We start from the raw sequence: 13926 nt of genomic DNA, 5'->3' as shown, positions 1-13926 counted from the left end.
CCGACGGTGGCGGGCGATCCGAGTATTCAGTACCGAGGGAACGGGCCCCACTGCTTGACGGCGACGCTCAGCGGATCAGCGGCCCGGCAGGGTGGCCAGTGCCAGGTTGGGGTCGACGCCTGTCGTGTACGCGGCACTGAGCACGTAGACGGTGCGGCCCCGCACGGCCACCGAGGTCGGGTTCTGCAACCCGTCGGCGGCGGTCAGCAGCGTCCGGGCACGGCCTGCCGCGTCGATGCTGACCACGGTGTTCGGGCCGTTCAGTGTGGCGACGACCTGTCGGTCGCCGACACCGACGAAGGCGAAGTCGTCGATGCCGACCAGGCCGGTCGCCGCCACCCGGACGAGCCCGGGCCGGCCGTGCCGCACCGCAATGCGCAGCAGCGTGCCCCGGTCGAGGTTTGTCGCCCAGATCGCGCCGGCGCGTACCTTGATGCCGTTGGCACCGAGGAAACCCGCCGCGGCGAGCTCGGGCGCCGAGGACCAGACCTCGACACGGCCGCCGTCCAGGGGGACGGTGGAGATCGTGCCGAGCACCGAGTCGGTGAGGTAGAACCTCCTCGTTTCCGCGTCGAACGCCAGGCCGTTGGGCAGCCCGTCGGCCGGCAGAGCCGCGATGCGGTTCGGGGCCCCGCCGGGGCGTAGCCGGTACAGACCGGTGGAGGCGGCATCACCGCTCGCGTACAGGAAGTAGAGGGTGCCGTCGGTCATCCGGACGATGCCCGTGGTCAGCGCGAACGCGAGCACCGGGGTGTTGACGCCGCCATCGGCGGGGGCCGGCAGGGTCGCCAGGATCCGCGTACCGCCGGACGGGGTGACCGCGGCGACCTGTCGAGCCGCCGCGAAGGTGACGTAGGCGGTGCCGTCCGGACCGACCGCGACGTTCTCCGGCATCTGTCCCTTCGACAGGTCGAAGTGGTTCGCGATCCGCGAGGGCGCGGCGGACGCTCGGGCCGACCCGACGGTACGGGCCCCCGCGGTGGCGGCCGGCGCGGCGCTCGACGGTACGACCGTCACGACGCCGATTCCCGCTGCGGCGACGGCGATTGCGAGGGTCATCGTTCTGTTGCGCATTTCTGTCCTCACTGAGGCTGATGGTGCTGGGCTGGAAAAGGGCACGACGGGTCCGGCGCTCCTTTCGGAGCACCTCGGGTCGAGCCGATGGGAACGGCGCTATTCGCGCCTGGCGAGCGGCTGGGCAGCGCCGGCACGGGTGGTGACGGCGCCGTGCACGAGCAACGTCATCGCGGCGTGCGATGCCGAGCCGGGTTCGGTGGTGGCGATGACAACTGTCTGATCGTCGTCGGTACGCAGGGTCTGCTGCGTCACGTCCATGGCGCCGACCAGCGGGTGACGCATCTGGTAGACGGTGTCGCCGCCGACCTTCACCCGATGGTCGGCCCACATGGTCGCGAACTCCGGGCTGCGCACCGTCAACTCACCGACCAGCGCGGCCATCAGCGGGTCGTCCGGGTGCTGCCCGGAGGCCATCCGCAGCGTCGCCACCACCGCGCGGGCCTTGGTGGGCCAGTCCGCGTACAGGTCGCGGGTGTGCGCGTCCAGGAACACCAGTCGCGCCATGTTCGGGTGCGGGTTCGACCGCTGGGGGATCTCCGGATTCAGGTGACCGGCGAACAGGGCATGACCGGCGGTGTTCCAGGCCAACACGTCGGCGCGGCGACCGAGCACCACCACGGGTACGTCACCGAGCGTCGCGACGAGTTGGCGTACCGCCGGGCTCACCCGCTCCGCGGCCGGGCGACGCACGGCAGGCGGGCGGCGGGTCCCGGCCGCCAACTCGGTCAGGTGGCGGCGTTCCGCGTCGTCGAGCCGCAGCGCCCGGGCGAGCGCGTCGAGCACCTCGGGTGAGGCGTTCACGGCCTGCCCCTGCTCCAGCCGCGAGTAGTACGACACGCTCACCCCGGCCAGCAGGGCCAACTCCTCCCGGCGCAGCCCCCGCACCCGGCGCCGCTCGCCGTACGTCGCCACGCCGGTGTCCTCCGGCCGCAGCTGGGAGCGCCGGGCCTGGAGGAAGTCACCGAGCTGTCCTCTCGCCTTCATGGCTCGAAGTATTGCGAGCCCTGCCCGTGCCAACCACTCCCCACCAGGGGTAGGCACCGCAGGGCGAGGCAGCCCGTGCGTGCCGGCACGACTCCCCGGGCGCAGGGCAGGCCCTGCGGGAAGGGGTGGCGTTGGCGAGACACTCTCCGGTCGGCCCCGAAAGCCCACGGTTGGTGTCGGTCGGGCGGGGTACACCGCCGCGAGTGGCGAGGGGGCCCCGGCAGGGTTCGCCCGGCTTGCCACCGGAAGCGCCCCGGGGGTTCCGATGTCGGGTTCATCAGCTCGGCCGGAGGGGTCGGGGATGTCCGACGACGTGGTGGAGCTGCGTGTTCATGGGGCCGCCACTGCGAGCGCCGGCCAGGTCTTGGACGTCGCGCAGGTCGAGCAGGTAGCGGGTGACCGCAGTGGGGGCTTCTACCGACCCCGCCGCCAATGTTCGTGCCGGAGCGGCGACGGGGTGACGCTGGAGGCGTACCGCTGGGCCGACCTGCCCTCGGGAACCGTGGTTCGAACACTGTCGCTGGTGTTCCTGCTGCCATTCATGCTGGCGAACGTGGCGATCTGGATGCGGCCGCCGAACCCTGGCTCGGATGCGCTCGTCAGATCCCTGTGTCGGTTGCTGGCGCTCACTCTCACCGCGCTGTACGTGCTTGCCTTCGCCGGCGTCACGCTGGATCTGATCGCGTGGAAATGCCTGGGCTCGCCACGCTGCCTGGACGGGCGCATCTGGTTGTCCTGGTTGGGTGGGCAACCGGTGGGCCTGCGTCTGGCGACACTCGCGGTGGTTCCGGCGGCTGCCATCGGCCTGCTCTGGCGGGCCAGCGCGCGACCACGGGAGGTGTTCGACGCGTTTCGCGCACCGGCGGACGAGGTCTCCGCGCATCGGCTCAGCGAGATCGGCCAGTGGGACGCCGGGCCACTGGTGGGTCGGCTGCGCTCGATCCACGTCGCGGCGGCGTTCGCGACACTGGACGTCGCTCTGCTCGCCGCCCGAGCCGCAACCGGCGCCACGGCCGGCACGGTCGCGCTGGCCGTGGCCAGCGGGACGGTGCTGGCCACCTGCGTGATCCTGCTCTGCATGCCTCGGCTGATCGACCGATCCGCCTCGGATCAGCGACTGGACCGCCTCCCTCGTGCGGTGCGGACGGTCGCCGTCGCCCTGACGATCGTGGTGACGGTCCACGTCCTGGCCAGCCCGGCGCCCTGGAACGAGGGCAGCGGCCTGCCCGGCTACGGCGCGATCCTCACCTCACTCTTCGTCGCCCAGACGATCCTGCTGACGGCCCTCGGAGCCGTGCTGCTCTGGAACCGGGGCCGGCGACGGGGCGGCACCCCGCTGCTCGGGTTGGGCGCGCTGGTGATCGCGGCCAGCGCGGTCAGTCTGGCGGTGGCAGTGTCCGCCGAGTTCGTCTACCGGGTGGCGGACTTCCTGGACCGCGACGCACCGACCGGAGAGGGCCTTGCCTCCGGACTGCCGCCGGCGTTCACCTGGGCGTTCTTCGGCTTCCTCCGGGCGGTGCTGTTCACGCTCGTCGTAGCGGTACCGGTCGTCCTGATCTCCCGACGCCGCCGACTCCGTGCCGCGACGGCGATAGTCGCGCGCGACTATCCGGGTCGCCCGGCCGCAGCGGCGACCCGACTGCGGCAGGTGCAGAAGGCGATAGCTCGGGCTCGCTTCACGGAAAGACTGATTCCATTTGCCGTCGTCTACGCCTGCCTCGCCGGGCTCGGGACGGCCACCACCACTCTCGGTCTGCTGGAGTGGCTCCCGAGCGAATCCGTGCAGCGCTACGCACGGCTGCCCGGCAGCCTGATCACCTTCGCCATCGCGCTCGGGAGCTGGGGGATCGCCGCTGTCATCGTCGGCCTGGCCGTCGGCGGAATCTTCGCCTACCGAACTGTCGAGTTCAGGCGACACGTCGGTGTCCTGTGGGACCTGGGCACGTTCTGGCCCCGGGCCGCCCACCCGTTCGCGCCACCCTGCTACGCCGAACGAGCGGTGCCGGAGCTGACCCGACGAATCATCTACCTGGTCTCGCGCGGCAACGCCGTGCTGCTGACCGCACACAGCCATGGTTCGGTCCTGGCCGCCGCGACAGTGCTCCAGTTACCGCCCCAGGTCAGCAGCCGAGTCGCTCTGCTCACCCATGGGTCGCCTCTGAGCCGACTCTACGCGCGACTGTTTCCCGCCTTCGTCGACGACGAGGTGCTGCACGAGATCGGCGATCGGGTCGGGTGGCGATGGGTGAACCTGTGGCGCGACACCGACTCGATCGGCGGCTGGATATTCTCCGCGCACGGGGCAATCGCGCGGGTCACCGTCGCCGACCCGGCGGCAACCGTGGACCGCCGGCTACGAGACCCCGCGGACGTGGTTCCTCTTCCGGGAGACAGCGTCCCACCACCGATCCAGGGGCACCGGCCCTCCGGCTCGGACCAGCGGTACGCCGAGGCGGCCCGCACGTTGATCGAGCGCCTCCGCCGACCGACGGACTCGGGGCCGCCTCCGGGAGACCCACCGACCGGGCAATGACCGACCCACCCAACCAGGACAGCCCCGAACGAGAGCCCGCCGTCGAGCCGGAGCGGCTGGGCCGCTGCCCGCCTCCGACCGGTTGTCCGCCGGTAGCAGCGAGCCACTCACACGGTGGCGAATCCCTCTCGCCAGGAGGGATGGGTCGGGACCCAGCCGAGGTGCGTGCGGGCGAACTGGTTGCTCGCCCCCCGCGCCCAGCCGTGTCGCTCACCCCCGGTCACCACGGGTGCCGGCACCCCGGCCGCCGCGCAGAACGCGGGCACCCACTGCGCGGCCGCAGCCGGCTCGTCGTCGCAGATGTTGACGACGCCGACGGGCCACTCCAGGGCCGCGACCGCGCCGGCGACGGCGTCGTCGACGTGCAGCAGGCTGCTCACGTCCGCGTCGGCGGGGACCTTGCCCGCGGCGGCGAACTGGGCCATCAGGCCGTCGCGGGCGTACCAGGTGTCCGGGCCGTAGAGGGTGCCGTACCGCAGCACGACCCACTCGGGTGCCTCCTGAACGGCGGATTCGAGCGCGGCGACGCCTGCCACACTTGTCTGCCGCGGCTCTGCGGCGCCGAGGTCGAGCGGGGTCTCTTCGGTCGCGGGTTCGGCGCCCGGCTCGTACGCCCAGGCGATGCTCTGTGCCACGATCCGGCGGACCCCGGCGGCGAGCGCGGCGTCGACCAGGTTGCGGGTCCCGGTCCGACGCAGCCGCGCATTGGCGGCAAGGTCGCCGCTGCTCAGGCTGGTCAGTTGGTGCATCACCACGTCGGGGCGGGCGTCGCGGACGGCGGCCACCACCGCGTCCCGGTCGAGCACGTCGACGGCGAGCTGGCCGTTGCGGGCCAGCCCGATGACCTCATGCCCCCGGGCGGTCAGGAGCGGCCCGAGCCGGCGGCCGATGACGCCTGTCGAACCGGCGAGAACGATACGCATGATGGTGTCCTTCGTCAGTTCGGCCGGGACGAGCGGCGATCCTTGCGCTGTTCGAGCTCCTCAGGGCTCACCAGCACCAGCATTTCCCGGTCGGGCGCGCACACCATGACGACCAGGAATGTGCTCACCCGATCGGGCAGGTTGTTGGCGGACCGGTAGTGGATGACATCGCCGCCGGGCTCCCAGAACGCCTCACCGGCCCTGATCACCCGTTCGGGCTCGCCCTCCAGCTCGAAGATCATCTCGCCCTCGAGCAGGTAGCCGAAGACCGGGCCGGAGTGCCGGTGTGGTGGCGTGCCCGGGTCCCCCGGTGGTAGTTCGATCGTCGCGGTCATCACGTGCGAGCCCTCCGGCAACTCCGGAGGCATGGCCGTGCCCAGCAGCACAACCTCGTTGTTTCCGATCTTCATGGTCTGCATGAATCGAACGTATCCCCGACCGGACCAACGGGATGGACCACTTGAAGCCCGGCCTGGTGGACCAGTTGGCAGAGTCCGGACAGCGCCTCCTGCCAGGCATGAGCCGGCGGCGCCGCGTATCCGAGGACCAGGGCCGCCGCCTGCCGCTCGTCCGCCGGATCGTGCCAGTAGCAGTTGCCGTGCAGGCCGATCAGCTGCAACCCCTGGCGGCGCCCGGACTGGATCAGCCGGCGCTCGTCCGCCACGGACGCCAGCGGCAGCAGCGCGTGCACGCCGGCCGCGATGCCCTCCAGTGGGGTCGCGGTCACCTCGGCCAGGCGGTCGGCCAACTCCGTCCGGCGGCGCCGATAGGTCAGGCGCATGCGGCGGACGTGCCTGTCGTAGTCGCCGCGCGTGAGGAGATCGGTCATGGCGAGCTGGTCGATCGCGGAAACTGCGGCGCCGGCCTCCATGATCGTCGTCGTCAGCTCGCGGCGCAGCGGCTCGGGTACGACGAACCAGCCCAGACGTATGCCCGGCGCCAGCGATTTGCTCGTACTGCCCGCGTAGACGATCCGTTCTGGCGCCAGCGCCTGCATGGCGCCCACCGGGCGCTGGTCATAGCGGAACTCGCCGTCGTAGTCGTCCTCGATCAGGAACGCGTCGTGCTCCCGGGCCCAGGTGATGAATCGGTAGCGGTGCTCGGGGGCGAGCACCACTCCGGTTGGATGCTGGTGCGCCGGGGTGAGCAGCGCGGCCTGACCCGCCGCGTCGTCAGGATCGGCCCCGCCCGCGCCCACGGTGAGCGGCGTGACCGTCAGACCCGCGGCGCGAAGCACCATGCGGTGGGGGGCCAAGCCGGGGTTCTCGGTGGCGACGGCCCGTACGCCGCGCCGGTGCAGCGTCCGCCCCAGCAGGGAGAGTCCCTGGGTGAAGCCCGCCGTGATCACCACCGCGTCCGGGTCGCAGCGAACTCCGCGGGTGCGCGCGAGATAGCCGGCCACCGCCGTGCGCAATCCGGGCAGCCCCGCCGGCTCGGGGTAGTCGAGCGTGCCGCGCGAAGCCGTTGCCAGTGCCCGGCGGACGCTGTCGGTCCAGGCCGCTCGAGGAAACGAACCGAGATCGGGTATCCCCGGCCGCAACTCGATGGCCGGCCCGGCCGGGGGCGACGGCCGGGGTCGGCCGCGCGAGCCGGGCGGATCGTGGAGTACGTCCGCGACCCGGGTTCCCGAGCCGGGTGCCGCCACCAGCCACCCTTCCGCCACCAGCTGCGCGTACGCCTGCACCACCGTGCCCCGCGCCAAGCTCAGGTCGGTGGCCAGGCTCCGGCTCCCGGGCAGACGCGACCCGGCCCGCAGCCGGCCGGTCCGAATGCTCTCCCGTAACGCGCTCTCCAACGAACGCCCCGGGAACCCCGCACCCCTGTCGAACTCCAGGTGCAGGTCAAGCGACTTCGCCACACCGCAACGATCTCACCCGCGTGCCCTGGGGTAGTGCGGGAACCGGGCGAGTTTCTGTGGGTTGAGGATGATGAGCACCCGCTCGATTCCGGCGGGGGATGCCTCGATGGCGAGCAACGCGACTGTCGTCGCGGACCGCGAGGCGCGGATCGCGGCTTGACCGTTGGATTCGACGATCTCCAGGGAGACGTCGTGACCGAACTTCCGCACCAGCCCCCGGAGGTAACGCGCGACGTTGTCACGTCCGACGATGGGCGCCGGGGCGGCCCGAACGATGCCTCCGCCATCGGCGTAGGAGGTGGCCGTCTCGGCGAGCAGTTCCTCAAGCCGGGTCAGCTCACCGGAACGGGCGGCGGCAAGAATGGCCCGCAACAGGCGGTCGTGGTCGGCGTGCGCGACCCGAGCGCGCCGCTGCTGGAGCAGGTGCGTGCGGGCACGTCGACCGAGCTGCCGCGCGTACGCCTCGCTGACGTCGAGCACCTCGCCGATGCGCCGGAACGGGTAGTCGAACGCCTCGCGCAGCACGTAGACGGCCCGCTCGGCCGGGGTGAGGCGTTCCAACAGGAGCAGCACGGCCAGTTCGAGCGACTCGGTGCGTTCGGCCCGCAGTGTCGGGTCGGCGGCCGTGTCGACGGGCTCGGGTAGCCACTGCCCGGGATACAGCTCGCGTCGGGCGCGAGCCGATGTCGCGGCGTTCAGAGCCAGCCGAGAGGTCGTCGTGACGAGGAACCCGGTCGGATCTCGTACCTGGCTGCGATCGGTCTGTTGCCAGCGAAGCCAGGCTTCCTGCACGACATCCTCGGCCTCCGCGACGCTTCCGAGCATCCGGTAGGCGATGCCGAAGAGCCGCGGACGGACCGCGCCGAACACCTCCAACGCGCCGACAAGCGTCCCGTCTCTCCCCCGCCCCACCATGACCGCCCGCCTCGTCGCTTCTGTCCCTGAACACGTAGGTGAGTTCGCACTGATTCCGATACCGCTGCCGTCCGTCGCACCGACGTCTGCGCCTACCCCTGAGCGGCCGCACTACAGCATCGGTGCGTCGCGCCAGACACCCCATCGCCGAGGCGGCGGGTCAGCGACATGGGGGCGACCCGCTTCACTGGCGGTCTGGCCACCCGCTGGGGGCGACGACGGCTCGAGCAGACCGAGACAGATCCGCACGAGCGTGCCGACCAGCCAGGAGAAGGGGCTTTCGACGCGATTCTGCTGGTCGTCCGCCATCGTGTACCAGGCGGTGTACGTCTGCTTCACCGCCCGTTCGGCGACGTCGACCGACCCGACCAGGTGGTACGCGAGGTTCTTCAGGAGTCGTCGTTCGGCGACGACGGCGCAGAACGCACTGGGTAGCGCGTTTGACCGACATGGCCAGTGCGTTTCGGGGACCATCCGTTCTCCCAGCGGTCGACGTGCAGAGATCGGATTGCCGCGGTGTCGCGCGGTGTCGCCAGTACGGACCGAGCAGGTCTCCGTTTCGTGACAGGCGGCGCGGCGGCCGGCCCGCTGTCACGAATCGGAGGGCCGCCCGGTCCAGTTCGCAGATGCCTAGCTCGGTCACGGCGGGTGGAGCGCGACGGACCGGGCCGGCGCGTCAGGGCTCTACCCGTTAGGGTCTTTTGCCCGTTTTGGGCCTTACGGAGAAGCGCGAGAGAGGTAAGACAACAGTGACGAACGCGAATCGGGAGGCAGCACGGTGCGTATCGCGGTAGCCGGCGGGACCGGCTGGGTCGGGCACCTCGTCGTCGACGCGGTACGAGCTGCCGGCCACGAGCCGGTCATCCTCGCCCGCTCCACAGGCGTGGACCTGATCAGCGGTTCCGGGTTGGACGAGGCGCTCAGCGGCACGCCTGTCGTGATCGACGTCAGCAACGTGTCGACGATCAACCGGAAGAAGTCGGAGACCTTCTTCGGCACGGCGACAGGCAACCTGCTCGCCGCCGGCCAGCGCGTCGGAGTGCGGCACCACGTGGCGCTGTCGGTTGTCGGCGTCGACCGCGTGAACTGGGGTTACTACGCGGGAAAACGGTGCCAGGAGAGGCTCGTCCTGGACGGGGCGGTACCCGCGACGGTGCTCCGCTCGACGCAGTTCTTCGAGTTGGCCGCGCAGATGCTCGCGTCGGTTCCCGGACCGATCGCGGTGGTGCCCCAGATGTGCATCCAGCCGATCGCGGCCCACGAAGTCGCGCACTGTCTCGTCGACCTCGCCCTGACGGATCCGGCAGGCCGGACCCCCGACATCGCCGGTCCGCAACAGCTGCGCATATCGGACATGGCCCGCCGTCTGCTCCGCGCCCGCGGACGTCACCGCGTCGTCCTGCCTCTCCGCCTTCCGGGAGCGACGGGTCGAGCCATGGCCGGAGGCGGCCTGCTGCCCTCCACCCCCGGTCCCCGGGGCAGACAGACCTTCGACCAGTGGCTGGCCACCCCCGCGGCCCAGCGAACCGCCGGGCGGACGCAGTGAACGAAGGCCGGTCAGTCGTCCCCGCCGCACCGCGAATCGCCGCACCGGACGGACGGGGCTCCGGGCTGACCGCGCTGATCCGGATCGCCCTGGCAGTCCTCTTCCTCGACCAACTCGTTGTCGGGTTCTGGAACCAGTTCTTCCCCGGGAGCTTCTACACCAACTTCCCAACGGTCACCCTCACCCCGCCGTTCAGTGAGCACTACGCGCGGGACTTCGGCGGCGCCACCCTCGGCCTGGCCGTCGTCCTCGGTACCGCGCTCGTCGCACCTCGGGCCGCATTCGTCATTCCCGCGGCGGCGGCGTTCTCCACCTACGCCATACCGCACTTCTTCTTCCACCTGACGCACCTCGACCACGCCAGCCCCGCCGAGGCGGTGTTCCTCACGACTGCCAACGCCGTCGTCGCCCTGCTCGGTCTTCTCGCCATCACCCTGACGCTCATCCGAGACGCCAGGCACCGTCGCGATGGAACCTGAAGAACAGCTGCGGCTAAGAGCGACGCGATACGCGCCGCTCACCCCCGCTCGCCACCCACCGACGGATCCGCGGCGGTTCCCGCAAAGCGTTCCGCGAACGTGCGAAACACGGGTGTTCCCGGCACGTTGTCGCGGATGGCGAACACCACGTGATCGAAGCGATCGACCTCCCGTAACGCGTCGGCGAAGGCGTCGGCGACCGTGGCGGGATCGTTGCGGAACACGCCACATCCCCACGCGCCCAACACCAGCGTCCGCTGTCCGTGCGCGGCCGCGACCTCCAGCACTCGGCGCGCGCGTCGGGCCAGCACCGCCGGTACGTCCGCCAGGTGGTCGGGCTGGTTGCGCAGGATCGCGCCCAGGTTCGGCGCCGCGGCGGTCAGGAACGACGTCGTGTACGGCTGGTCGAGCAGATTGCCCCTGTCGTCCCGGAACACCGGCACGTCCGGGGAGAAGATGACACGGTCGCTGTACCGCAGGTCCCGCTGTGCGCGGTGGAACGCGTAGAACTCCGGGGCGGCACGGAGACACGGGTACAGCGCCGAGGAGCGGGCGACGCTCTCCTCCTGCGCCTGGGCTCCGCTAAGGAACCCACCACCCGCGTTCTTGGCCGAGGCGAACACCAGGCAGGCCGCTCCGGGCGCCAGCCGACGGGCCGCCTGCAACGTCGACTCGTTCGTCACCTCCACCCGGCCTGCGCCGGGCTCCGCGTCTCCCGCCGCGAATACCTCGTCCGGCAGGTGGAGACGCGTGCCGGCGACTGCGGCACGTACCTTTTCGCCGATGCCGACCTCGTCGCCGGCGGCATTGCGGTAGCGACCCGAATCGGCGATCGCGACCGTCTGCCGGGCAATCTCGCGAAGACGACCGCTCACCCGGCCTGCCCGCCCGCGCTACGTCCCTCGTGCACCATGATGAGCAAGCTAGGCAGTCCCGCCCCGACCGGCAACAGGTTTGGTACGCAGTTCTCGGGCACGTCTGCGGCAGGCGTCGATGATGTCGGGGCGGAGCAGGTGGCCGAAGCCGGCGCGGTCGAGGCGTTGGACCAGGGAGTCCCGGGCGGTGCCGAGTGCGGTGGCGGTGGCGTCGAGGTCCCAGTCGCTGGCGGCGAGTTGGGAGAGCAGATGCCCACGGCGGGTCTGGGCCGCCGACAAGCGAAACGTCTTCAGGTAGGCGAGCCGACCGGTCTCGTCGGTGATGGTCTCGCCGATGTGGTTGTCGGCGTCGGGGTCGAAGGCGGGCAGGAACCGGGCCAGGGTGAAGCGACCCATCCGTTGTACAGGGGTGACGGTGAGCCGTCCGGCGGCGAGCAAGCCATCGGCCAGGCCGGTGTGGAAGGTCCTCCATTCGGCGTCGACCTGAGCGAGCTGGGCGCGCAGGTCGGCGATGCTGGCGATGCGGGTGTCGTCGAGGCGAGAGCTGAAGTCGGGGACGGCCGGATACAGGTGCGCGTAGTGGAACAGCAGCTCACCGTAGAAATCCTGCAACAGCGTGGGGTGCAGGGCGCGGTAGTCGGCCGGGTGCGGCACGACGAACGCGGCCGCGAGCGCGTCGGCGACGTACAGCAGCATGCCGCACTGGTCCGGGTGGATTTCGAAGACGCGCAGCGCGTCGTCGAGGCCGACGATGGTGGCCCCGGTGTAGCCGGCCTCCACCCGGGGGGACAGACCACGGGTGACAGCGTCGCGGGTCCATTCCTGCCAGGCGATGGGCGGGCCACCGAACTGCAGCGCGAGGTAACCCTCCATGGCCAGGTGCAGCGGCAGGAAACGCAGCCGCTGCCTGTCCTCCCGCCGAGCCAGGCGACGGCGGAACGTCAGCCGGATACCGCTGGGAGCGCGGGTGTCGGCGGGGTCGTGTAGCTGCGTGCCGTAGGCGGCGGCCGGGGTGGCGTCGGTGGTCCAGGTGGCGACGTACGCGTGCGGGATGTAGGAGACGTACGCCCTGCGGGGCTCGACGTGGACGACCGACAGTTCATCGGGGTCGTAGAGCCGGGCGTGCAGGCGCAGATCGGTGATGGGGCTCGGCCGCAGCAGCGGGACGAGGCGGATCGCGCCCCAGGTCTGGGCGGGCCCCGCGGTCAGTCCGGTCAGGTCGATCCCGTTGGTGGCGGCCGTCACGGCGCTGCCTGCGGGGCGTCGAGGAACCGCTCGACCCGGTCGGCGAGGTGGTGGCGCAGCTCGTCGAAGCCGGCGCTGCCGGTGGCGAAGCGAGCCAGTTCGACGAGCGCGGCGACGTCCTCGGCGTCGCGCACGCCGACGGTGGCCACGCCGGCGGCGAGACGGCGTACGTCGAAGGTGTCGGCGTCGTAGACGGGGTTGAGGTGCACCACGCTCGTGACCTGGTGGGGGTCGAGGCGGGTACGCCAGACCCGCAACACCTCGGCGGCCTGCCCGGGTGGGGCGTTGTCCCAGCCGTCGGAGATGATGACGAGCCGGTCGGGGCGGTGTTCGAGGCCGTCGACGATGCGCGTGCCCAACCCGGTGGCGCCGATGGGGTGGACCAGCAGCGGGTCACCCCGGTGGTGCAGCCACAGCCCCGTGTAGTCGGCGGCGAGGGCCTCCAGCAGATAGTGCGTGGCCAGGGCGACGGCGAGCGGCCGGCGGCGCTTCACGCCGGAGCCGGCGGCGGAGTAGCTGTCGTCGAGGACGGCCACCACCCGCCCCCAGGTGCCGGCCTGGCGACGCGCGGCCCGGCGCGCGGCGGCCTGGAGCGCGACGGTCAGCTCGTCGCGGCGTCGGGTGCGTTCCGGTCGGGACAGCGACAGCGCGTAGATCGCGAGGCGGGTCAGGGGTGCGGTGGCGAGGTCCATCGCTATCGACGCGACCCTGTGCCGCGCGGCTGTCCCCTGCAGCCGCAGCCGTTCGCGGTCGGTGAGCCTGGGCGCGATGCCGGTCAGAAAACGGGCCCTGTCGATACCGTGCTGGGCGGCCAGCCCCTCGGCGACGGTGTACGGCAGCTCGTACAGGGCCCGCTGCTCGTAGTGGGCGCGTCGCCACGCCTCCAGCATCGGTGTCTCGTAGCGCTTCGGACGGCGCCAGTCGAACAGCACCGTCCCGACCTCACCCGGAAGCGGCAGGTGGTTGTGCCGGGCAGCCACCGACAACGATCGGCGGTACTTGATCGCGTCGAACGCCGGGTCGGGTCGCGCCGCCACCCAGTCACGGACGATGGCGCGGGTACGCCTGTTGTTGATCCGCAACCGGCGCAGCTCGCGGAGTACGCCGTACACCCGCTGTGGCGGCAGCGACCGCAGTCGCGCCGCGATCAGGCGTCCCTCCACCGCGCGTTGCGCGGCGCTGGCCTCCCGGGCGGTGCGCAGCAGGTTCGTCACCACCAGCGCGGCGTTGCGGTCGTTGACGTCCAGGGCCAGGGTCGCGGCGTACAGGTCGCGGTAGTTGCCCAGCACGTACTCGTGCAGAAACCCCAACGACAGGCGCTGCGCGGCGGCGTCGGAGCGGAACTCGCGCTGGGCCGTCGAGGCGATCGCGGCGTTGACGAACATGACCACGTCCTCGCACGCGACCCGGTCCGCCCGCGACATGAACGGCGATCCAACCTCTCGGACGGTGATGACGGGGCCGGCCGGGGATTGGGGGCACGAACTGCGA

At 71.3% G+C, this 13926-nt stretch carries 13 protein-coding genes; 3 read left to right on the top strand and 10 right to left on the bottom strand.

Annotated features, from left to right (window positions below; translation table 11 throughout):
• Positions 1-75 precede the first annotated feature (75 nt).
• Entirely contained in the window at positions 76-1074 is a 999-nt protein-coding gene (locus AB0K10_RS15580; protein ID WP_363683852.1) for a hypothetical protein, read from the bottom strand.
• A gap of 99 nt (positions 1075-1173) precedes the next feature.
• The gene (locus AB0K10_RS15575; RefSeq protein ID WP_363683850.1) at positions 1174-2061 is read right to left on the bottom strand and encodes a helix-turn-helix transcriptional regulator; all 888 of its coding nucleotides are present in this window, start codon (positions 2059-2061) and stop codon (positions 1174-1176) included.
• Between the two features lie 301 nt (positions 2062-2362).
• Here AB0K10_RS15575 and AB0K10_RS15570 point away from each other — a divergent pair, with 301 nt between their 5' ends.
• Positions 2363-4594, top strand: coding sequence for a hypothetical protein (locus AB0K10_RS15570; protein ID WP_363683848.1), 2232 nt, complete (start codon positions 2363-2365; stop codon positions 4592-4594).
• 107 nt (positions 4595-4701) lie between these two features.
• Here AB0K10_RS15570 and AB0K10_RS15565 read toward each other — a convergent pair whose 3' ends face one another.
• The 5 genes from AB0K10_RS15565 to AB0K10_RS15545 form a co-directional block, all read right to left on the bottom strand.
• The gene (locus tag AB0K10_RS15565; protein ID WP_363683846.1) at positions 4702-5517 is read right to left on the bottom strand and encodes an NAD(P)-dependent oxidoreductase; all 816 of its coding nucleotides are present in this window, start codon (positions 5515-5517) and stop codon (positions 4702-4704) included.
• Between the two features lie 14 nt (positions 5518-5531).
• Positions 5532-5936 carry a cupin domain-containing protein gene (locus tag AB0K10_RS15560; RefSeq protein WP_363683844.1) on the bottom strand — a complete coding sequence of 135 codons (405 nt, stop codon included), beginning with the start codon at positions 5934-5936 and terminating at the stop codon, positions 5532-5534.
• Complete coding sequence (locus AB0K10_RS15555) at positions 5924-7375, bottom strand: PLP-dependent aminotransferase family protein (RefSeq protein WP_363683842.1); 1452 nt, start codon at positions 7373-7375, stop codon at positions 5924-5926. The genes AB0K10_RS15560 and AB0K10_RS15555 overlap by 13 nt, the downstream gene beginning before the upstream one ends.
• 12 nt (positions 7376-7387) lie before the next feature.
• Positions 7388-8290 (bottom strand): RNA polymerase sigma factor SigJ, encoded by a 903-nt coding sequence (gene sigJ / locus AB0K10_RS15550; protein WP_363683840.1) that lies wholly within the window; start codon positions 8288-8290, stop codon positions 7388-7390.
• Between the two features lie 111 nt (positions 8291-8401).
• Positions 8402-8764, bottom strand: a complete 363-nt coding sequence (locus AB0K10_RS15545) for a hypothetical protein (protein WP_363683838.1) — start codon at positions 8762-8764, stop codon at positions 8402-8404.
• Between the two features lie 304 nt (positions 8765-9068).
• Here AB0K10_RS15545 and AB0K10_RS15540 point away from each other — a divergent pair, with 304 nt between their 5' ends.
• Positions 9069-9836 carry an SDR family oxidoreductase gene (locus AB0K10_RS15540; protein WP_363683836.1) on the top strand — a complete coding sequence of 256 codons (768 nt, stop codon included), beginning with the start codon at positions 9069-9071 and terminating at the stop codon, positions 9834-9836.
• Entirely contained in the window at positions 9833-10315 is a 483-nt protein-coding gene (locus AB0K10_RS15535) for a hypothetical protein (RefSeq protein ID WP_363683834.1), read from the top strand. Before AB0K10_RS15540 ends, AB0K10_RS15535 begins: the two co-directional genes overlap by 4 nt.
• 38 nt (positions 10316-10353) lie before the next feature.
• Here the strand turns inward: AB0K10_RS15535 and AB0K10_RS15530 are convergent, their stop codons facing one another.
• The 3 genes from AB0K10_RS15530 to AB0K10_RS15520 are packed head-to-tail and all read right to left on the bottom strand — an operon-like array spanning position 10354 to position 13859.
• A complete protein-coding gene (locus AB0K10_RS15530; protein WP_363683832.1) occupies positions 10354-11190 on the bottom strand; it encodes a TIGR02452 family protein in 837 nt (278 codons plus the stop codon).
• A 48-nt stretch (positions 11191-11238) separates the two neighbouring features.
• Positions 11239-12435, bottom strand: a complete 1197-nt coding sequence (locus tag AB0K10_RS15525) for a hypothetical protein (protein WP_363683830.1) — start codon at positions 12433-12435, stop codon at positions 11239-11241.
• Positions 12432-13859: a hypothetical protein gene (locus tag AB0K10_RS15520; RefSeq protein WP_363683828.1), complete on the bottom strand. Its 1428-nt coding sequence runs from the start codon at positions 13857-13859 to the stop codon at positions 12432-12434. The genes AB0K10_RS15525 and AB0K10_RS15520 overlap by 4 nt, the downstream gene beginning before the upstream one ends.
• Positions 13860-13926 lie beyond the last annotated feature (67 nt).

Source organism: Micromonospora sp. NPDC049274 (genome assembly GCF_040678875.1).
Lineage (GTDB): Bacteria > Actinomycetota > Actinomycetes > Mycobacteriales > Micromonosporaceae > Micromonospora.
Note: the sequence above shows the minus strand (reverse complement) of the source record. Positions and strands in the feature narration are given on the sequence as shown.

Coding starts and splice junctions, on each gene's coding strand:
- AB0K10_RS15570 (WP_363683848.1), top strand. CDS start 2,363: ATGTCCGACGACGTGGTGGAGCTGCGTGTTCATGGGGCCGCCACTGCG.
- AB0K10_RS15575 (WP_363683850.1), bottom strand. CDS start 2,061: ATGAAGGCGAGAGGACAGCTCGGTGACTTCCTCCAGGCCCGGCGCTCC.
- AB0K10_RS15580 (WP_363683852.1), bottom strand. CDS start 1,074: ATGCGCAACAGAACGATGACCCTCGCAATCGCCGTCGCCGCAGCGGGA.
- AB0K10_RS15560 (WP_363683844.1), bottom strand. CDS start 5,936: ATGCAGACCATGAAGATCGGAAACAACGAGGTTGTGCTGCTGGGCACG.
- AB0K10_RS15520 (WP_363683828.1), bottom strand. CDS start 13,859: ATGTCGCGGGCGGACCGGGTCGCGTGCGAGGACGTGGTCATGTTCGTC.
- sigJ (WP_363683840.1), bottom strand. CDS start 8,290: ATGGTGGGGCGGGGGAGAGACGGGACGCTTGTCGGCGCGTTGGAGGTG.
- AB0K10_RS15565 (WP_363683846.1), bottom strand. CDS start 5,517: ATGCGTATCGTTCTCGCCGGTTCGACAGGCGTCATCGGCCGCCGGCTC.
- AB0K10_RS15545 (WP_363683838.1), bottom strand. CDS start 8,764: ATGGTCCCCGAAACGCACTGGCCATGTCGGTCAAACGCGCTACCCAGT.